We start from the raw sequence: 17,574 nt of genomic DNA on the forward strand, positions 1-17,574 counted from the left end.
GCATCTGACGGTTTCTTTCGTTTTCCGCGGCATGCCGCGACGGGAAAGTCGGCACGGCAATATCTTTCTTTTTACTTTCGGTATTTGACATTTCGAAAGAAAACACAGATGGTGCGCTGGCCCAACTGGAACCTCCGAATGGACGTCACCCTGCTTTCCGATGTGTCCGCCTGGCAGCGCCTTGGCGGAGCCGACACCGCTACCGAAATCGCCCAGCAGCCCGCGCTGTGGGAAGCCCTGGCGCAGGATCTGTCGCGTGCCCGCGACCGCCTGCAGGCCTTCCTCGGCGACGGCCTCAATGATCCCAACCAGCGCGTGCTGTTCACCGGCGCCGGCAGTTCCGGCTTCATCGCCGAAATGGTGGCCGATGCGATCAACGCGCAGTGGCCGGCCGACGTGCGCGTGGTGCACACCACCAGCCTGCTCACCCATCCTGCGCTGTACCTGCAGCGCGACCGTCCGACCCTGCTGGTATCGTTCGGCCGCAGCGGCTCCAGCCCGGAAAGCGTTGCCGCCGTCGATCGCGTGCGCAGCGACGTGGATGATGCGCGCTTCCTCGACATCACCTGCAATGCCGATGGCGAACTGGCCCGTCGCGGCGCCGGCCGTGCCGACACCTGCACCCTGTTGATGCCGTCGGCCAGCTGCGACCGCGCCTTCGCCATGACCAGCAGCCTGACCTGCATGCTGCTGGCCGCGCTGACCGTGTTCGACCGTTCGCCGTGGGATGCACGCATCGCGCGCCTGAAGCAGATTGCCGGTCTCGCCCGCGAAGGCCTGGCGCAGTGGGATGCACCGGTGGCCGCGCTGGCGCAGCGCCCGTTCAACCGGGTGATCTACCTTGGCAGCGGCCCGCTGGAAGCACTCGCACGCGAAGCCGCGCTGAAGGTGCTGGAGCTGACCGCCGGCCGCGTGCTGGCGCTGGCCAATACCCCGCTCGGCTTCCGCCACGGCCCGAAATCCACGCTGGACGGCAGCACCCTGGTGGTCGTGCTGCGCAGCGGGCAGCCACTGGCGCGCCGCTATGAACAGGACCTGCTGGAAGAACTGCGCCGCGATGGCGTGGCCGGCGAGGTGCTGTCGATCGGCCCGCATTCGGATATCGGCGCCGACGATGACCACACTCTCACCGTGCCTGCCCTGGATGACCCGTGGCTGGCACCCGTGTGGCTGGGCTTTGCGCAGCTGTACGCGCTGCAGCGGTCGGCCGCACTGGGCCTGACCCCGGACAATCCGTTCCCGGACGGCACCGTCAACCGCGTGGTCAAGGGTGTCACCATCCACCATGGCTGAGCTGATCGCCAACGCCTGCTATGGCATCGACATCGGCGGCACCAAGATCGAGCTGGTGGTGTGCGATGCGGCGATGCAGGTCACCTGGCGGCGTCGCGTGGCCACCCCGCAGGGTGACTACGACGGCTTCCTGCAGGCGGTGGTGACACTGGTCGCTGAGGCCGATGCCGCGCTGGGTCGCAGCGATGCGGCCATCGGCATCGCCCTGCCCGGCGTGCGTGATCGTCGCAGCGGCCGCCAGCTCAGCGCGAATGTTCCTGCGCTGACCGGCCAATGCGTGGCGGCCGATCTGCAGGCACGCCTGCAGCGCCCGCTGCATTTCGGCAACGACCTGCAGTGTTTTGCGCTCTCTGAGGCGCATGGCGGCGCCGCCGATGGCTACCCCAGCATGTTCGGCGCCATCCTCGGCACCGGTGCCGGTGGCGGCTTCTGCCTGCAGGGGCGCCTGCTGTCCGGCTTCAACGGCCTGGCCGGCGAATGGGGCCACTGGAGCGTGCCGGGCCACCTGCTGCAGCGTTATGGCCTGCCATTGATCGATTGCGCCTGCGGCCTGCAGGGCTGCGTGGAACGCTACGTGTCCGGTAGTGGCCTGGCGATGATCGAGCGCCACCTCGGTGGCAGCGCTGCCGATGCCAGCGTGGTGATCGCCCTGGCCGAAGCCGGCGATGCGCGTGCACGACAGGCGCTGGACATCCATCGCGACCTGCTCGGCCACAGCCTCGCCGCACTGGTGCTGGCCCTGGACCCGCACGTGATCGTGCTCGGCGGCGGTCTTTCCCAGTACGCACCGCTGTACCAGCTGCTGCCTGCGGCCATCGCCGCGCACCTGTTCAACGGCGTGCAGGTGCCGCCCATCGTGCCGCCGCGCTTCGGTGATGCCGGTGGCGCACGCGGTGCCGCCCTGCTGGCCTGCCAACCCTCGTTTTCCTGATTGACCGGAGCTTGACCATGTCCCCGTTGCAGACCCTGCTTGCCTCCCACCGCGCCGGTGCCAACGTCGGCCTGTACAGCGTCTGCTGCAGCAACGAACAGGTGCTGCGCGCGGCCATGCATGTGGCGTTGGCGCACGATACCGTGCTGCTGATCGAAGCCACCTCCAACCAGGTCGACCAGTTCGGCGGCTACACCGGCATGACCCCGCCGCAGTACCGCGACTACGTCGGCACCTTGGCCGATGAGGAAGGCTTCCCGCGTGAGCGCCTGATCCTCGGCGGCGACCACCTCGGCCCGAACGCCTGGCAGAAGCGTCCGGCCGCCGAAGCGATGACCCATGCGCGCGTGCTGATCGAGGCCTACGTCGCCGCTGGTTTCCACAAGATCCACCTGGACTGCAGCATGTCCTGCGCCGATGACCCGGTGCCGCTGCCCGATGCCATCGTCGCTGCACGTTCGGCCGAACTGGCTGAAATCGCCGAGCGCACCGCCGCCGAACATGGCCTGCCGCCGCCGGTCTATGTGATCGGCACCGAAGTGCCGATTCCCGGTGGCGAAGCCTCGCTGGCCGGTGGCCTGCAGGTGACCACCCCGGCCGCCGCCGCACAGACCCTGGCCATCCACCAGCAGGCCTTCGATACCCCGCAGCTGCGTGATGCATGGCAGCGTGTGCTGGCCATGGTGGTGCAGCCGGGCGTGGACTTCGACCACAGCAGCGTGCACGAGTACGACGCTGCCGCCGCCAGTGAACTGGCCGACTTCCTCGAACAGCAGCCGCGCATCGTGTTCGAAGCGCATTCCACCGACTACCAGCGCGAAAGTGGCCTGCATGCCCTGGTACGCGACCATTTCGCCATCCTCAAGGTCGGCCCTGCGGCCACCTTCGCCTACCGCGAAGCGCTGTTCGCGCTGGCTGCCATCGAAGCCGAGCTGCTGCCGGCCGCGCAGTGCTCGCGCCTGCCCCAGGTGCTGGACGAGGTGATGGTGGCGCAGCCGAAGTCCTGGCAGTCCTACTACCAGGGCGACGAGGCGACCCTGCGCCTGCTGCGCAGCTATTCCTTCAGCGACCGCTGCCGCTACTACTGGGGCGAGCCGGCGCTGCTGCAGGCCGTGCAGACCCTGTTCGCCAACCTGGAACAGCACGCACCGCCGCTGGTGCTGCTCAGCCAGTATCTGCCGGAGCAGTACCGCGCCGTGCGCGAGGGCACTCTGGCCAATACGCCTACCGCCCTGGTGCAGCATCGCATCGGCCTGTGCCTGGGCGAATACGCCCGCGCCTGCAGCGCCAACCAGGCGGGTTCCCGCAAGCACAACGCACGTTCGGCTGCCGCCGTACCTGCGAACGGCTAATCTCTACCTTTCCCTGCGAAACCGAGAATGGCCATGCGCAACACCCGCTCCCGCCGGCAACAGATCCTGCAGCTGCTGATCGAGCACGGCTCGGTGCAGGTAGCCGATCTGGTCGAGCGCTTCGGCGTGTCGGCGGTGACCATCCGTGCCGACCTGACCCACTTCGAAGCGCAGGGGCTGGCCACGCGTACCCACGGCGGTGCCACCCTGGTGCGAACGCCGCCGCAGGAACAGGACATCCATGAAAAGGATGCGCTGAACCTGCCGCTGAAGGACTCCATCGGCACCGCGGCCGCGCGCCTGGTACAGGCCGGTGACAACATCATCATCGACTCCGGCTCGACCACGATGACGTTGGCCCGCCACCTGCGCGAACACCGCGATGTGACGGTGATGACCAATGGCCTGAACATCGCCTGGGAACTGGCGAACGCTGCAGGCATCACCGTGCTGTTGACCGGTGGCCTGCTGCGCCAGCAATCGCTGTCGCTGCAGGGCAGCCAAGCCGAAGCCAGCCTCAACTCCTACAGTTTCGACACGCTGTTCCTGGGCGTGGATGGCCTGGACCTGCAGTTCGGCCTGACCACACACGACGAAGCCGAAGCCCGCCTCAACCACCGCATGGTCGAACGCGCGCGGCGCATCGTAGTGCTCACCGACGCCTCCAAGTTCGGCCGCGTCAGCCTGCACCGCATCGCCCGCCTCGATCAGATCCACGCCATCATCACCGACGCCGGCATCGACGAGGCAACCCGCGAAGGGCTGCAGCGGCTGGGCATCGAAGTGATCATCGCCGAGCCACCCGCATGACCGACACCCGCTCCCTGCACGGCCGCATCCTCACCCCACTGGGCTGGCGTCGCGGCCAGGTCCAGTTCGATTCGCACGTGCGCCAGCTGCAGGTGGACGACCACAGCGGCGGCGATGACCTGCAGCTGCCGGTGATCCTGCCCGGTTTCATCGACCTGCACGTGCATGGCGCGGCCGGCGTGGACCTGATGCAGGGCGGCGATGTGGCCCGCACCATCGCCCGCACCCATGCGCGCTTCGGCACCACCACCCTGCTGGCGACCACCATGACCGCCGGCCTGGACGAGATCGAGTACGCGCTGCAGGGCGTTGCGGCAGCAATGGCCGCGCCCGATGCCGACGCGGCCTGCATCGCCGGCGTGCACCTGGAAGGCCCCTTCATCAGCCCGCAGCGGCTGGGTGCACAACCCAACCGCACGATCGAGGCGACGATGGCGCTGGTGCAGCAACTGCACGCGCTGGCACCGATCCGGGTGATGACGCTGGCGCCCGAGATCGGCGAGCACACCGCGCTGATTCCCGCGCTGTCCGCACTCGGCATCCGCGTGCAGCTCGGCCACAGCGCCGGCACCTACGAGGAAGGCGTGGCCGCATTGCAGGCCGGTGCTTCCGGCTTCACCCATCTGTTCAACGGCATGACCGGCGTCGACCACTACCGGCCTGGCATCGCCGCGGCTGCCCTGGCGCATGCGCAGTACGCCGAGATCATTCCCGACCTGCAGCACATCCACCCGGGCGTGATCCGCTTGGCTGCACGCGCGATTCCACGGCTGTATGCAGTGACCGACGCGACCGCCGCCACTGGCATGCCCGATGGCGAGTACGCGCTGGGCGAGCAGCGCGTGCACAAGTGCGGCGGCTGCGTGCGCCTGGCCACCGGCTCGCTGGCCGGCAGTGCACTGACCATGGACCAGGCGCTGCGCAATCTGGTGCAGGTGGGATTGGATCTGGCTGACGCGTCGCAGCGCGTGTCCACCTTCCCCGCCGATTACCTGGGCTTGAGCGATCGCGGCCGCATTGCGCCCGACGCCCGTGCCGACCTGGTGGTACTGGATGCGGAACTGCGCCTGCAGCAGGTGGTGGTCGGTGGCCGCGTGATCGACCTGCACTAGGCGACGCACGTCTGTAGAGCCGAGCCATGCTTGGCTGCTTTTCGCACCGACATCGACGACGTCCGCGCCGCGCTTCGCGCGGCGAGCCGAGCATGGCTCGGCTCTACATGAAGCGCGCAAGCGCATTGCATCAGCCACGCACCATCCCCGTTATTCCAGGAATACGCCGATGACCGCAGCCACTGCACCTGCCGTACCCGCTTCCACCGCCCCGCGCTGGCCCGTGCGCTATCTGCTGTTCATCGGCGGCCTCGGTGGCCTGCTGTACGGCATCGACATCGGCATCATCGCCGGCGCCCTGCCCTATCTTGAAGCCACTGCCAGCCACGCCTGGCAGCTCAGCAGCCAGCAGCTCGGTTTCGTCGTCGCTGCAGTGCTGCTCGGCAGCGTGCTGTCCTCGCTGTTCGCTGGCATGATCGCCGACCTCATCGGCCGTCGCGGTGCGATGCTGCTGGCCGGCATCCTGTTCACCGCCAGCATTCCGATCATGGCGCTGGCCTCCGGCTACACCCCGCTGCTGCTGGGGCGCTTGCTGCAGGGTGTCAGCGGTGGCCTGATCGGCGTGGTCATTCCCCTGTACCTGGCTGAAGTGCTCAGCCCCGAGCGGCGCGGTCGCGGCGCGGCGATGTTCCAGCTGCTGCTGACCGTCGGCCTGGTGCTGGCCGCGTTGATCGGGCTGTACCACGCGCATGCCGTGGACGCCGCCGCGGAAGCGGTGCGCTCGCTGCCGGTCGCACAGCAGGCGCAGGAACTGTTCACGGTGAAGGACCACGCCTGGCGCACCATCTTCTGGACCTGCCTGGCGCCGGGCCTGTTGTTCTGCGCCGGCATTTTCTGGCTGTCCGAATCGCCGCGCTGGCTGGTGCGCCGTGGCCGTATCGATGATGCCCGCCGCAGCCTGCAACGCGTGCTGCCCGCTGCCGACGTCGAGCCCACACTGGCGCAGATCCAAGCACCGGAATCGAGCAGCAGCAGCGGCAAACGTGACCCTCTGCTCAGCCGCCGCTACGTGGTGCCGTTCGTGTTGGCCTGCGTGGTGCTGGCCTGCACCCAGGCCACCGGCATCAACTCGGTGCTGGCCTACGCGGTGAACATCCTCAACCAGGCAGGCCTGTCCGGCTCGGTCGCCAACGGCGCCGACGTGGCGATCAAGCTGCTCAACGCGGTGATGACCGTGGTCGCGCTGCTGCTGGTCGACCGCAAGGGCCGCAAGTTCCTGCTGATGCTGGGCAGCGGTGGCATCTGCGTTGCCTTGCTGGCCGCAGCAACGCTGTTCTTCCAGGCCGAGCGTGGCCGCGCCGACGTACAGCCGCAGCTGCAGGCCGCAGTCAGTGGCGATGGCCTGCAGCTGGTACTCGACGACGCGCAGTGGCAGCGTCTTGCCGGTGGCATCGACCGTGAGGGGCGGCCACTGCAGCTGACCGTGTCCTACGCCTATGGCGACTTCACCAACGTGCGTGCGCTGCGCAGCGACAACCTGACCGACCGCGAGCTGCGCATCGAACGCGCGGGCACCGTACAGCCGGACAGCGTCATCGGCGCGTTCTTCCGCACGGTGCACCTGAATCCGTTCGCCGACCCGGCCAGCGCCGCGCAGGCACCGCTGCGCATCGAACAGGCACGTATCGGCCCGATCCCGCCGCCGGCGCATGGCTGGGCCGTCGCCGCCTGCATCCTGGTGTTCGTGGCGTTCTTCGCGGTCGGCCCCGGTGTGTGCGTATGGCTGGCGCTGTCCGAGCTGATGCCCAACCGCATCCGCTCCAACGGCATGAGCATCGCGCTGCTGATCAACCAGTTCGTGTCCACCACCATCGCCGCGATCTTCCTGCCGACAGTGGGGCACTATGGCTATGCCAGCATGTTCCTGTTCTGGGCCGGCTGCACGTTCGTGTTCTTCCTGGTGGCCGCGTTGTGGCTGCCGGAGACGAAGGGGCGCTCGCTGGAAGAGATCGAAGCCGGCTTTGCAGGAAAGCAGCGCTGATTCAGCGCTGCTGTGACGGCGCAGGGCCGCCGTGGACGATGTAGCGCGCCATGTCGTGCACTTCGGCCACGCTCATGTCCGTACCAACCACCTGCATGGACTCGCCAAAAGGGCCCGCTATGGTGGCCACGGACAGCACGTGGTCATCGACGGTAAGGGCGACCTGCTTGCCCACCAGGGCCTCGGTCGCGTGCAGCAACCGGTCGGCGGACTCCTTGCGGAACGTCAGTTCAAGCACGGGCTGGTGGGCGGCATCCAGCTCCGCTCGCACGTCGAGGATATCGGCACTGGTGAGCATCGGCGGCTCTTTCACGGCAATGCTGCGCCCTTGCCACTGCAGGGTAGCGCGGCCATCGGGATCGACCACACGCATCTGCACCTGCACGCCCTGCCGCGGCGGATGCCGTGTCTCCGCCGGAAGCAGCCGGTTGCAGCCCACCAGCAGCAACACCGCGAGGCCGCTGCCGAGCAGCGCCCATCTGCTCCAGCCCCGCATCAACGCAGCTTCCTCAGCTTGAACGCCACCAGCACCTGCAGCACGCCGTACAGCAGGCTGCCGATGCCGATCCACAACGTGGTTACCGCCACGCCGGCATAGGGGTTGGCCGCGAACAGCAGGCCCAGCACGATGGCCAGCACGCCGCTGAGGATGAGCAGCCACTCCCCCTGGATCTGCCTGCGTACGCGTAGGGCGAAGACGATGCGGTAGATGCCCGCCACCAGCAGCCATGCGGCCAGGAACAGCACCAGCACGCTGGCGGTGGCCAGCGGATTGATCACGGCCAACACGCCGAAGCCCAGCGAGGCGACCACGTACAGCAGCAGCCAGCCGCGCGAGGCGCCACTGGCACCGGTGATCAGCGCCAGCAGACTGATGACGCCCTCGACGATGGCCATTACACCCAGCGTCCACGCCAGCGCGATGGCCGCCGACATCGGCCAGCCAATCGCGATGATGCCGAAGCCCAGCGCGACCAGACCGTACAGCAGCAGGATCCACCAGCTGCGTCCAACAGCCGACAACAAGGGAGACAAGGGGGAATTCATGACCACTCCTTCGATCCGGGTTCGTGGTCATCCTAGCCCTTGCGGATGAAAGGAGCGATCACGGCACGCGCGCGCAGACCCATGCACGCACCTCCCCTGCACCCACCAGCCGCAGCGTCTCTGCAATTTCCAGCACGGTGCTGCCAGTGGTCATCACATCGTCGACGATGGTCAGCCGCGCTGGCACGGCGCCACGCACATCGAAGGCGTCGAACAGGTTGTCGCGGCGCTGCTCGGCACTGCGTTCGGACTGCGGCGCGGTGTGGCGGCGACGATACAGCCCGCGCCACGTCGGCAACTGCAGCAGGCGGCACAGTTCAGCGGCCTGGTCGTAGCCACGTTGACGCAGGCGCTTGCGGTGCAGCGGCACGGGTACCAGCGGCGCGCACGACCACGGCGGTGGATTGCGCAGCATCAACTGCGCAAGCAGGCGTCCGGCAGCCAGGTCCTGGTGGAACTTGTAGCGGACCAGCAGCTGATCGACCGGCGGCAGGTACAGCAGGCTGGCATGGGTTGCGGTCTGCGCTGGCGGCTCATCGCGGCAGGTCCCGCAGATGGGCAGGGCTTCATCCGGTAGCGGCAGCGCGCAGCGAAGGCAGGCGCGACCCGCCCACGGCAGATCGGCGAGGCAGGCGGGGCAGAGATCGAGGGCGTCATGACCGCGCTCGCTGCAGACCAGGCAGCGCAGGGGCAGCAGCAGGCGAAAGGCAGCCTGCAATGGTTCATCAAGGGCGGAAGGCAGTGGGAGGCGCATGCCGCAGCATCGCCCTGCAGGCGCAGGCTGCCCATCGGTGAAGGGGCTGGAAGCCTGTCGGGGCAAGGAGCGTTGCCCGATGGGGCTGCACCTTGTCGCAGGCCTGCATCGCAGCCGCTACCGCGCGCTGCCATCCACATACGGCCGCGACTGCAGAACCAGCACCTCATCGCCCACCACGGCCCACTCGATGTCCTGGTCCACCCCGCCCAATGCCTGCTTGGTCGCAGTCCCGATCCTGGCAAGCCGCGCGATCAGCGCGTCGGTCAGGACCTGACGCGAGCCGGTAATCGGTACTTCGCGGACACCGCCGCCTGCCTTCGCCACCAGCTGGGTGTCTTCCGCCGAACGGCTCAATACCTGCACGGCCTTGGACCAGGTGGAATACATCACCTGTTCGGCCTGACGCTTGCCTTCCACCACGCGGATGCCCAGGCCGCGCTTGGCCGAGATATAGGTCACGTGACGGCGGGCGCGATCGAATGGATCGCGAGTGATCATCACGCCCGAACTGTCCGAGGGCGCAGCGACCTGTACCAGCACCGCCATGGCCACGGCGTCCTGCTGCAGGCCGGCCGCAGTGCGGGCCTCGTACGCTTCGAAGTTGTAGACCGATGCCCATACGGTCTGCACGGCCCTGGCCACGGCATCCGCACGGGTCACGTTGGGCACGGTGGTATACAGCCCTGCACCGCTGAAGCCGGGCAGGTCCTCGGAATTGGACGAGCTGCGGACGAACACGCCAGCGCCCTTGAGTTGCCCCTGCCATTGGCTTTCCAGCGCACGGACAAACGCAGCGTCAGGCGCTGCGTTGGTGATCTCGGCGCGCAATGTCGCCAGCGCATCGCGACGGACATCCGGGTTGGTGGCAAAGCCCGGACGACCTTGCAGGTCACGCAGGCGCTGTGGAATTCCCAGCCGCTGCTGCATCGCCTGATAGTGCGAGAACGGAACGCAGAAGCCATCGGGGACGCGTGCGGCCGGGGGCAACACCGCCTTCAAAGTACCGAGGTTGGCCGCCTTCACCCCGCAGTGGCTGCTGTCGCGCGCGCGCAATGCCGCCAGCGGCTTGAGCGCGACCACCGACAGGTCCGGGCGTGGCAGGTTGCGCCGCAGCGGGCGCGCCGCCGCGGCCGATGGGGTACGGGCCGGGCGCGCGATCGGCGTCACCCGGTAGTCGTTGTTGCTGACCTCCACCGCCACCCATTGCCCGTCGTACTGACGCAGTGCAGTCTGCGCATCGCGCACGTACACATTGGGAATGCCCCAGCCCTTGGCCAGCAGATTGACGTGGGACAGCAGCGTCGATGGGCGCTGTGTGACCAGACCTGCCACGGGTGCCAGCGCGATGGGCACTTCATCCAGCACGGGAATGTCGGTGGGCGACAAGGTGCGCAGCTGCGCATCCGAGCGCACGATGCGCAGACGGCCCTCGGCACGGCCTGTGTTCAACGGCAGGAAACGCTGCTCGCGCAGCAGTGCCTCCTGGCTGACGTGGGCCAACCCCATCGCGCTGGCCACCTGCTCGTGGCCGGTGGAATTGGTCTTGAAACGAATGGGATCGTAGAACGAGGCCCGCACGATGCCATCGGCCTGCCGCAGCAGGGGAGCGCTGATCCTGTCGCCTTCCCAGAACTCGTAGGTGTAGCCCGGCAGATCCCGCTGCCAGGCGATGGTGCCGAACAGGAACCGACGCTGCGGATCGCGGTACTGCGCATTGAGCGTGGCCTTGTCCATCGACCGCACCAGCCGCTGCTGACGCACGAACTGCTCGTGCAGCGCATGCCGAGGCGTGTTGATGTAGTAGATGCGTCCGTCATTGTGCCGATCGATCACGAAGATCAGGTGCGGCATTTCCAGCGCGGTGCCAGCGTTGTAGACGCGCGCAAGCTGCATGAACTGGTCGCGGCTGTCGATACGCCGAAGATAGTCCGGGCCTTTGGCCTGCTGCGCCGGCGCGGTATCGCTTTGCTGACGATACTCGTAGGGCGAAGGCTTGCGTGCGGTCTGCGCGATCGAAGGCAGGGCGCAGCACAGCAGCAGCACAAGTGCGCTGATCCGCGCCAGATTGGACTGATGCCATGTGGAGGTACGGGATCGTTCCATGATGCCGGTGCCGGTGCCGGTGTGGTGGGGGGATCATAGGGCAGAGCGGAGGCAAGCATAAGGGAGCTCGATGATCCAGCAGCGCCGCTGGCCGATCCGGCACCAGCTATCATCAGGATGGGCGCGGCCGCCCTGGATGGATCTCTGCTGCATGGACGGACTGACGCTTGTAAAAGCAACTGCGCGGGATGCAGATGTGGTCTTCAGACTGATGCAGCTGTACTACTTCGACGCCTCGGGCTGGAGTGGTGAGGAGATCGGTGCCGATGGTCTTTACGACTGCGCCCTTGCCGATGTCCAGGCCCGGCTGCAGGAAGAGCCGGAGTGGACCCGTCTGCTCTGGCTCGATGGCCTGCTGTGTGGGTTCGTCCAGGTGGATGACGTCGAGTTCCAGGGGCGGCGCCTGCCAGAGTTGGCGGATCTGTTCATCCTTCCAAAGCATCGGGGTAAAGGCATCGCGTCTGCGGTGGTTGCAGAGCTTGTGCAGCCGACAACGGGGGAATGGTTGCTGGCCACATTCCGCAAGGACCATGCGGCGCACGCATTCTGGCAGCGCAATCTTGCAAAGATGGGAATGGCCTGCAGCATCCCAGCCGGGTCGGAAGGAACAGATTTCCGCTTCTTCCTGATCAGGGCGATATGACGAAGGGGAGCGCCTCGGCTCGCAGAGCAAGGACAGGCCCTCCTCCCGGCAGTGGAATCGGCGTCCCCAGGCTGGACGCGGCTGGCCTGGCCTCTTCATCGAGTCGGCGGTGGCCTGCCTAATGCAGCCGCCGGTCCCTGGCGGGTTATTTCAGCAACGGCTGAACATCGACGATCCGCACGTCGTGCATCTGCTCGAGATATGCATCCAGGTACGCCTTGTGTGAGGCGCCGACAATCACCAGCGTACGCATTCCCGGGGTCGGTCCCATCAGGTCGCGGATGTTCGCCGCCATGCGCAGGTTGCGCGTCTCCCACGAGGTGACGTAGAGGCGCCCGTAGCCCTGCGGAGACGGTTCCTCCAGCGCGGCACCGTAGTCGCTTTGGAAGGTGACCGCTGCCACGTCCGGTGCGTTGTAGCGGCGATACAGCGCCAGTGCCTTCTGCGGCGTATCGACCTGCGCTTCCAGGGTGCCGAACATCGTTCCCCGCTGTTGGGTCGCCGGGTTGTCCCAGGCCTTCCTGACCGCAGCTGCATAGGCCTTGGGATCGGGGCCAAACTGGTCGGAGCTGTGGTCATCCATCGGCCACAACCGCTCGTGGCCAAGGCGGACGGCGAGGGCTGCGGCGATGAGCGTGTTTTCATTGCGGCTGACGCGCAGCGCTTCGAGGGCTGCAACCAAGTCCTTATCCAGGCCGTCGCCTGCCTGCCGATCTGCTTCGGGGAGGCGCAGCCATTGCACCAGTGCCGAATCGCGTTCGCCGGCGGCCAGGAAGGTAGCGGCAAGCGTGCGCCGTTGCGCGGCCGTAGGATGTGCGGGCCAGGTCGCCAGCATCTTGTCTGCCGCCGCGTTCGCTGCCGCCACATCAAGACCCGTTGCTTTCTCCGCCGCCGAAACATCGGGGCAGTAGTCCTTCACCGTATATCGGTAGCGGGAGGGGTATCGCCGCAGCATTTCGCACTGCTGGCCCGATACGGCCTCGATCGCAATGGCCTTCGGCTGCCACGCGGCGAGCCGGTCGATCAGGGTATCCAACGACGAGGGATCGAAGGTTTTCGGCAGTACCGCCAGGTGCGCGCTGCCAAGCACCATCACTTCGTTCGGCACCCCGTGCTGCGGCCCTTTGTGGACGCGCGGGTCGAAGGTCTGTGCCTGCGCCGTTCCTGCAAGCATCCCTGCCGCCAGCAGCGAGCCGATCAACGAGCTGATAGATACGCGTCGTCCCCACATCCCCTGCATCATTCCCTGTTGCATATGGCTCGCCATTGAAGCGCTTTTACAGCGCATGGCCGCGCAGATTCCATCGCCGCCAGCGCTTTGTCAATCGTCATGAAGCTGCTGCTGCAGGACGCGGCCGACGCTTGAACGTCGGTCACAAGGGATCAGCGGAGCGTACCGATTGCGGGATCGTCTCACGCCTCGAACTGCCTGGCTGCAGGCTGCTGGGCAGGCAGTCCCAGCGCGGCACGCGTACGCCCGATCGTGGCCGCGATCTCCTGTTCAAACCCGAGACCTGACTCCAGGCAGCGCAGCAGCACGACGGATCTCTGCTTCAGCTCAACGGCCCATGCCACGTCATATGGATCGGCGATCACCTCTGCAAACAGCAACCCGCTGCGTTCGACCTCTCCAGCCAACCCGGCCGACACCGCCGAGTGGTACGTGTTCCATAGCGTGGGCGATGCATTGGCGGTTATCCATGCCGATGCGCGAGCGACCGAGGGGAAGCGCTCGCGCAGCGCCAGCACTTCCTGTGCCGCACGTCTGGCCAGCAGCATGGCCGCGGCGGAGAACTGCTCCTCGCTGATGAACTCGTGGAAGGATTCCACCCGGTCCCCGGCGTCGAATGAAACAAAATTCTTCTCATGCCAGAGCCAGCATGCTCCCACATTCAGATGGCTTCCCTTCCCCCACGAAGATGGCTGGAACTCGACCACGCCGATCCACCACCCCTGGTCGTCAAGCCAGATTCTGGAGCGCCCCTTCTGCACGCAGCCCAGAGGGCGCAGTACCGTCCTGGCTGCGGCAGTGATCATTCGAGAGTGCTGGGCGGTCGACATCGAAGGCATCCTTGCGCTTGCGAACGTTCGTGGAATCGTACTGGAAGTAACGATGGCAAGCACCATTGCGTCGGCGAAGAACCTGCCGATGCGACTCTACATTGCTGGTGGTCCGGTTCATACGAGTCCGCAGAGAAGTCGGTGGAAACAGAAAGGGTGCCGGCTGTGAGCACTGCGCACAGGAGGCTGATGTACGCGGCGTGAGACTTCCGCGAACGCAAAGGGATAGGGGGATTGAATCAATGATCCTGGCGATTCACTCCATCATGCGCTCGCGCCAACGACGTTTCTCCACGGCACGGATGTTGGGCTGCGCGCGTAGTACATCCAGATATCGAGAAAGATGAAGCAATTCGTCGTCATCAATATCGCCCGTGAACTCCCGCACCTGTATCAGATTTCCGTAGTTTTTCGCGTACTTGCTGGGAGTGTCGTCAATACCGATCATCTGTTCCAGCGCAAAGCCCAGACGTTTCAGCTTGGCTAGGCGCTTCTGGCTGGTGTAGCCGCCAGTCTCCCAATCTCGCGCAGTACTGCAGCGCTGGGACGACCACAGGAACTCCAGCGTGCGCCCTGGCATCAACCACGCCACCAGTGGCTCGGCATACAACCTGCCGGAAGATGTCCACACTCCTACGTTGAAGTGCGCGAATACGAAATCCAGGAAGTCGTCAACGCAGGGACGTTTGTAGACGTGATAGCCCACCACTTGAGTATCTGCAGGGCGTTGCAACTGACGCGCACTGGCATGAACCAGCGTTTCATCGAGATCGAGCACCAGGAGCTTTCGGTCAATTGCGGGCATGCTTCCGGTCCGGTCTCGTTCGACGCTCAGCGGCATCGGTCAAAGAAAACTACTCGACAAGGTAGCGGCTTGATCCGCCACCTTTCAACAACTGCCCTACGACGTCAGCAGCATGCTGGACACCCTTGGCCAGCCTATATTGGCGGCGAGATGCCTGGTGGCAGGCTGGCTGGGAGATTAGTAGCCTCGGCTGAGATAGCCGTCCGCCGCTTGACAGGCAACCAGGATCTCCTGACTCTCCGCAGCATGACTATCGACGTTGAACACCTGAGCCTGCGCGAACTGAACGCCCTTGTGGCTGCTGCCGAGCAGCGGAGGGCGCTGGTCGCCAGCCGCCGCCCCGTGGCCGTCGTCCGCCGCAAGCTGATCGCCTTTGCAGCGCAGTGCGGCTACACGATCGAGGAACTGATCGGCACCGCGCCCGCCGAGGCCACGGCGCCGGCCAGAAAACCTGCCACGCGGCGCAAGCCCGGCAAGGTGGCCGCCAAGTACAGCGACCCTGACAACAAGCGCAATACGTGGTCCGGCCGTGGCCGGATGCCGCGCTGGCTTGCCGAGAAGACCAAGCATGGCCGCAGCCCCGCTGATTTCCTGATTCCCGGGCTGGGCCGGTCCGCCGCTCGCAAGACCAGCACGATCGGCCAGCGAACGGTCTTCAAACAAGGCTGACTCCAGAGGCGGGACGCCCAGAGCGGACGCTGGCCGGCCGCTCACGGCGGCGTCGCATCGCTGAACCGTGCAGGCTGCCCGCGCATTTCCTGGTACTGCGGTGCATCCGCTGGTCTGCCTGCTGCGTACCTTCCATGCCCCCATGCCGGGGGCGGAAGTACTCAGGAGACGCACCATGCACGCTCTTCTTCAACGTATCGCCCTCACCGCCAGCCTTGCTGTGCTCTGCGGCACCGCCTCGGTCAGCTTCGCCGCTGACACGGTGATGGTCGGTGGCGCTGCGATGTACCCGAACAAGACCATCGTTGAGAACGCCCTCAACTCCAAGGACCACACCACGCTGGTCGCAGCCGTGAAAGCCGCCGGGCTGGTGGACACGCTCAATGGCAAAGGCCCGTTCACGGTCTTTGCGCCCACCAACGAAGCATTCGCCAAGCTGCCCGCAGGCACGGTCGACACCCTGGTCAAGCCGGAGCACAAGGCAGATCTGACCAAAATCCTGACCTACCACGTGGTCGCCGGCACCCACACCTCGCAGCAGCTGATGGCCGATGCAAAGAAACACGGCGGCACGGTGTCGCTGACAACCGTGGAAGGCGAGCCGCTGACCGTGAAGCTGCACGACGGCGCGCTTTGGGTGGTTGATGCCAAGGGTGGCAAGGCAGCCATCAGCATTGCCGATGTCAGGCAGTCCAATGGCGTGATCCACGTCGTGGACACGGTGCTGATGCCGAAGTGATCTGATGCGCCGGGCGGGCATTCAACCCAATGCCCCGCTCGGTGCATGGCTCGTGCAGGCAGGCCGCTTACTGCATCGTAGCGATGGCAGTTGCCTGCAACTCTGCCCAGCCGCTCACTCCTCGCCCAGCGCCACCGGCAGCGGTACCTGGCGGATCAACTTGAGCGCGCGTCCTTCCAGCACGTAGAAGAACGCGAAGTTGCCGGTCCTTGCATAGCCGTCGTCGAACTCCCCGCCCTCGGCCACTACCAGTGCGCTGTGCGGATCGACCTTGACCACCATCGGGCCGAGCTCTCCGCCCAGCGATGGCGTGGCGAGCTTGCCGGTGCGTTTGCTGACGAAGGTCATCGAAACACAACTGGTGCCGCAACCCCAGCCCACCAGCGTGTACTCGCCGGCAAAGCCAACCTCTCCGTCCTTCAGGGCTGCAGACAGGCGCGTCTTGAACATGCGGGCGCGCGGATCGCTGAGGTCCAGCGATGCGGTCGGCCCGCTGTAGATCTTTGTCACGGGGTAGTCTGCGAACCTGGGATTACCGCCTTCGCCATTGAAGATCGCCTCGCGGATTCGCACGTTCTCCGCGACTTGTGCCGCAGTCGGGCCAATGGAACTTGTGGCATCCGGGGCGCTTATCTGTATCGCTTGCACCTGCGTCGCTAAGCAAAGGGCCAGTCCTGCGCTGGCCACAGCCAGCGAGATGGTCAGCAATGTGTCCCTTCTGAACATACTCATCTCCTCAAGACACCCTATTGCTCTGCACATGCTTCAGCGGCAAGCGAACAGACTTGCACGACAGCGGCGACCTGCGGCGTTTTTCCCACATGCCTGCAATCCTGCAACCAGATCAACGCATGCTGCCCCACCTTGAGGTCGGTCTCCTCGATACCGCCGCCATAGACCGTCCACAGGCCAGTGCCATCGTTGATGATAGTGCGATGCACCGCGCCTGCGCGGGTCTGGACCGTCAGCTGGTGATCGCGGATCTTCACGATCGTTCCCGTCATCGAGGGCGGCGAGGGAGCGATGTCACCGCCATCGGCAACCGGGAGCACGCACTGCGTCGCCGCAAGGGCAACGGCGGGAACGGTGGTCAGCATCAGGGCAATCGCCGTCGTCTGCAGCGCGTTCGCCGCCACGGTCTTCAGCCCCGCGATCAATCGGTTGTTCATGGCAATCCTTTGCGTGAGCACCCAGTCTAACCCTCGCACGCAATGTAAACTTACCTATAAACACAATAGTTGACAGCGCACTGCAGTCCACCCAGACTGCGC

General features: G+C 65.9%; 18 protein-coding genes. 9 read left to right on the forward strand and 9 right to left on the reverse strand.

Going from position 1 to position 17,574, the window contains the following annotated elements; all coding sequences use genetic code 11:
- Positions 1-138 precede the first annotated feature (138 nt).
- The 6 genes from AC13GI_RS06760 (at position 139) to AC13GI_RS06785 (ending at position 7,479) form a co-directional block, all read left to right on the forward strand.
- A complete protein-coding gene (locus AC13GI_RS06760) occupies positions 139-1,293 on the forward strand; it encodes an SIS domain-containing protein (protein WP_482995873.1) in 1,155 nt (384 codons plus the stop codon).
- Complete coding sequence (locus tag AC13GI_RS06765) at positions 1,286-2,224, forward strand: ROK family protein (RefSeq protein ID WP_482995874.1); 939 nt, start codon at positions 1,286-1,288, stop codon at positions 2,222-2,224. Before AC13GI_RS06760 ends, AC13GI_RS06765 begins: the two co-directional genes overlap by 8 nt.
- 17 nt (positions 2,225-2,241) lie before the next feature.
- The gene (locus AC13GI_RS06770) at positions 2,242-3,576 is read left to right on the forward strand and encodes a D-tagatose-bisphosphate aldolase, class II, non-catalytic subunit (RefSeq protein ID WP_482995875.1); all 1,335 of its coding nucleotides are present in this window, start codon (positions 2,242-2,244) and stop codon (positions 3,574-3,576) included.
- Between the two features lie 33 nt (positions 3,577-3,609).
- Positions 3,610-4,386 (forward strand): DeoR family transcriptional regulator, encoded by a 777-nt coding sequence (locus AC13GI_RS06775; protein WP_099819958.1) that lies wholly within the window; start codon positions 3,610-3,612, stop codon positions 4,384-4,386.
- On the forward strand, positions 4,383-5,498 hold the full coding sequence (gene nagA, locus AC13GI_RS06780; protein ID WP_482995876.1) for an N-acetylglucosamine-6-phosphate deacetylase: 1,116 nt from the start codon (positions 4,383-4,385) through the stop codon (positions 5,496-5,498). The genes AC13GI_RS06775 and nagA overlap by 4 nt, the downstream gene beginning before the upstream one ends.
- Before the next feature lie 169 nt (positions 5,499-5,667).
- Entirely contained in the window at positions 5,668-7,479 is a 1,812-nt protein-coding gene (locus tag AC13GI_RS06785; RefSeq protein ID WP_482995877.1) for an MFS transporter, read from the forward strand.
- A 1-nt stretch (position 7,480) separates the two neighbouring features.
- Here the strand turns inward: AC13GI_RS06785 and AC13GI_RS06790 are convergent, their stop codons facing one another.
- From AC13GI_RS06790 to AC13GI_RS06805, 4 genes are all read right to left on the reverse strand, one after another.
- Complete coding sequence (locus AC13GI_RS06790) at positions 7,481-7,975, reverse strand: SecDF P1 head subdomain-containing protein (protein WP_482995878.1); 495 nt, start codon at positions 7,973-7,975, stop codon at positions 7,481-7,483.
- The gene (locus AC13GI_RS06795; RefSeq protein ID WP_380654473.1) at positions 7,975-8,526 is read right to left on the reverse strand and encodes an HdeD family acid-resistance protein; all 552 of its coding nucleotides are present in this window, start codon (positions 8,524-8,526) and stop codon (positions 7,975-7,977) included. Before AC13GI_RS06795 ends, AC13GI_RS06790 begins: the two co-directional genes overlap by 1 nt.
- A gap of 58 nt (positions 8,527-8,584) precedes the next feature.
- Positions 8,585-9,280 (reverse strand): ComF family protein, encoded by a 696-nt coding sequence (locus AC13GI_RS06800; protein ID WP_482995879.1) that lies wholly within the window; start codon positions 9,278-9,280, stop codon positions 8,585-8,587.
- 117 nt (positions 9,281-9,397) lie between these two features.
- On the reverse strand, positions 9,398-11,386 hold the full coding sequence (locus AC13GI_RS06805; RefSeq protein ID WP_482995880.1) for a PEP/pyruvate-binding domain-containing protein: 1,989 nt from the start codon (positions 11,384-11,386) through the stop codon (positions 9,398-9,400).
- A 151-nt stretch (positions 11,387-11,537) separates the two neighbouring features.
- On the opposite strand from AC13GI_RS06805, the gene AC13GI_RS06810 reads away from it, so the two are divergent.
- Positions 11,538-12,029, forward strand: a complete 492-nt coding sequence (locus AC13GI_RS06810) for a GNAT family N-acetyltransferase (RefSeq protein ID WP_165787259.1) — start codon at positions 11,538-11,540, stop codon at positions 12,027-12,029.
- Between the two features lie 145 nt (positions 12,030-12,174).
- Here the strand turns inward: AC13GI_RS06810 and AC13GI_RS06815 are convergent, their stop codons facing one another.
- From AC13GI_RS06815 to AC13GI_RS06825, 3 genes are all read right to left on the reverse strand, one after another.
- A complete protein-coding gene (locus tag AC13GI_RS06815) occupies positions 12,175-13,317 on the reverse strand; it encodes a DUF5694 domain-containing protein (protein WP_243380048.1) in 1,143 nt (380 codons plus the stop codon).
- Between the two features lie 125 nt (positions 13,318-13,442).
- The gene (locus AC13GI_RS06820; RefSeq protein ID WP_243380051.1) at positions 13,443-14,090 is read right to left on the reverse strand and encodes a hypothetical protein; all 648 of its coding nucleotides are present in this window, start codon (positions 14,088-14,090) and stop codon (positions 13,443-13,445) included.
- Positions 14,091-14,346: 256 nt separating this feature from the next.
- Positions 14,347-14,895: an NIF family HAD-type phosphatase gene (locus AC13GI_RS06825; protein WP_482995881.1), complete on the reverse strand. Its 549-nt coding sequence runs from the start codon at positions 14,893-14,895 to the stop codon at positions 14,347-14,349.
- Positions 14,896-15,105: 210 nt separating this feature from the next.
- Between AC13GI_RS06825 and AC13GI_RS06830 the strand changes: the two genes are divergently transcribed.
- Complete coding sequence (locus AC13GI_RS06830) at positions 15,106-15,564, forward strand: H-NS histone family protein (protein WP_482995882.1); 459 nt, start codon at positions 15,106-15,108, stop codon at positions 15,562-15,564.
- 175 nt (positions 15,565-15,739) lie between these two features.
- Positions 15,740-16,303 (forward strand): fasciclin domain-containing protein, encoded by a 564-nt coding sequence (locus AC13GI_RS06835; RefSeq protein WP_099819808.1) that lies wholly within the window; start codon positions 15,740-15,742, stop codon positions 16,301-16,303.
- A 114-nt stretch (positions 16,304-16,417) separates the two neighbouring features.
- Here AC13GI_RS06835 and AC13GI_RS06840 read toward each other — a convergent pair whose 3' ends face one another.
- Both AC13GI_RS06840 and AC13GI_RS06845 read right to left on the reverse strand, forming a co-directional pair.
- Entirely contained in the window at positions 16,418-17,011 is a 594-nt protein-coding gene (locus AC13GI_RS06840; RefSeq protein WP_482995883.1) for a hypothetical protein, read from the reverse strand.
- A gap of 38 nt (positions 17,012-17,049) precedes the next feature.
- Positions 17,050-17,472 carry a hypothetical protein gene (locus AC13GI_RS06845; protein ID WP_482995884.1) on the reverse strand — a complete coding sequence of 141 codons (423 nt, stop codon included), beginning with the start codon at positions 17,470-17,472 and terminating at the stop codon, positions 17,050-17,052.
- Positions 17,473-17,574 lie beyond the last annotated feature (102 nt).

Source organism: Stenotrophomonas sp. 82F1 (assembly GCF_056861525.1).

What these genes read in the sequence shown, in the direction of transcription:
- AC13GI_RS06825 (WP_482995881.1), bottom strand. Translation starts at nt 14,895, where the DNA reads ATGCCCGCAATTGACCGAAAGCTCCTGGTGCTCGATCTCGATGAAACG.
- AC13GI_RS06760 (WP_482995873.1), top strand. Translation starts at nt 139, where the DNA reads ATGGACGTCACCCTGCTTTCCGATGTGTCCGCCTGGCAGCGCCTTGGC.
- AC13GI_RS06775 (WP_099819958.1), top strand. Translation starts at nt 3,610, where the DNA reads ATGCGCAACACCCGCTCCCGCCGGCAACAGATCCTGCAGCTGCTGATC.
- AC13GI_RS06785 (WP_482995877.1), top strand. Translation starts at nt 5,668, where the DNA reads ATGACCGCAGCCACTGCACCTGCCGTACCCGCTTCCACCGCCCCGCGC.
- AC13GI_RS06800 (WP_482995879.1), bottom strand. Translation starts at nt 9,280, where the DNA reads ATGCGCCTCCCACTGCCTTCCGCCCTTGATGAACCATTGCAGGCTGCC.
- AC13GI_RS06805 (WP_482995880.1), bottom strand. Translation starts at nt 11,386, where the DNA reads ATGGAACGATCCCGTACCTCCACATGGCATCAGTCCAATCTGGCGCGG.
- AC13GI_RS06795 (WP_380654473.1), bottom strand. Translation starts at nt 8,526, where the DNA reads ATGAATTCCCCCTTGTCTCCCTTGTTGTCGGCTGTTGGACGCAGCTGG.
- nagA (WP_482995876.1), top strand. Translation starts at nt 4,383, where the DNA reads ATGACCGACACCCGCTCCCTGCACGGCCGCATCCTCACCCCACTGGGC.
- AC13GI_RS06810 (WP_165787259.1), top strand. Translation starts at nt 11,538, where the DNA reads ATGGACGGACTGACGCTTGTAAAAGCAACTGCGCGGGATGCAGATGTG.
- AC13GI_RS06790 (WP_482995878.1), bottom strand. Translation starts at nt 7,975, where the DNA reads ATGCGGGGCTGGAGCAGATGGGCGCTGCTCGGCAGCGGCCTCGCGGTG.
- AC13GI_RS06820 (WP_243380051.1), bottom strand. Translation starts at nt 14,090, where the DNA reads ATGTCGACCGCCCAGCACTCTCGAATGATCACTGCCGCAGCCAGGACG.
- AC13GI_RS06770 (WP_482995875.1), top strand. Translation starts at nt 2,242, where the DNA reads ATGTCCCCGTTGCAGACCCTGCTTGCCTCCCACCGCGCCGGTGCCAAC.
- AC13GI_RS06835 (WP_099819808.1), top strand. Translation starts at nt 15,740, where the DNA reads ATGCACGCTCTTCTTCAACGTATCGCCCTCACCGCCAGCCTTGCTGTG.
- AC13GI_RS06815 (WP_243380048.1), bottom strand. Translation starts at nt 13,317, where the DNA reads ATGCGCTGTAAAAGCGCTTCAATGGCGAGCCATATGCAACAGGGAATG.
- AC13GI_RS06845 (WP_482995884.1), bottom strand. Translation starts at nt 17,472, where the DNA reads ATGAACAACCGATTGATCGCGGGGCTGAAGACCGTGGCGGCGAACGCG.
- AC13GI_RS06765 (WP_482995874.1), top strand. Translation starts at nt 1,286, where the DNA reads ATGGCTGAGCTGATCGCCAACGCCTGCTATGGCATCGACATCGGCGGC.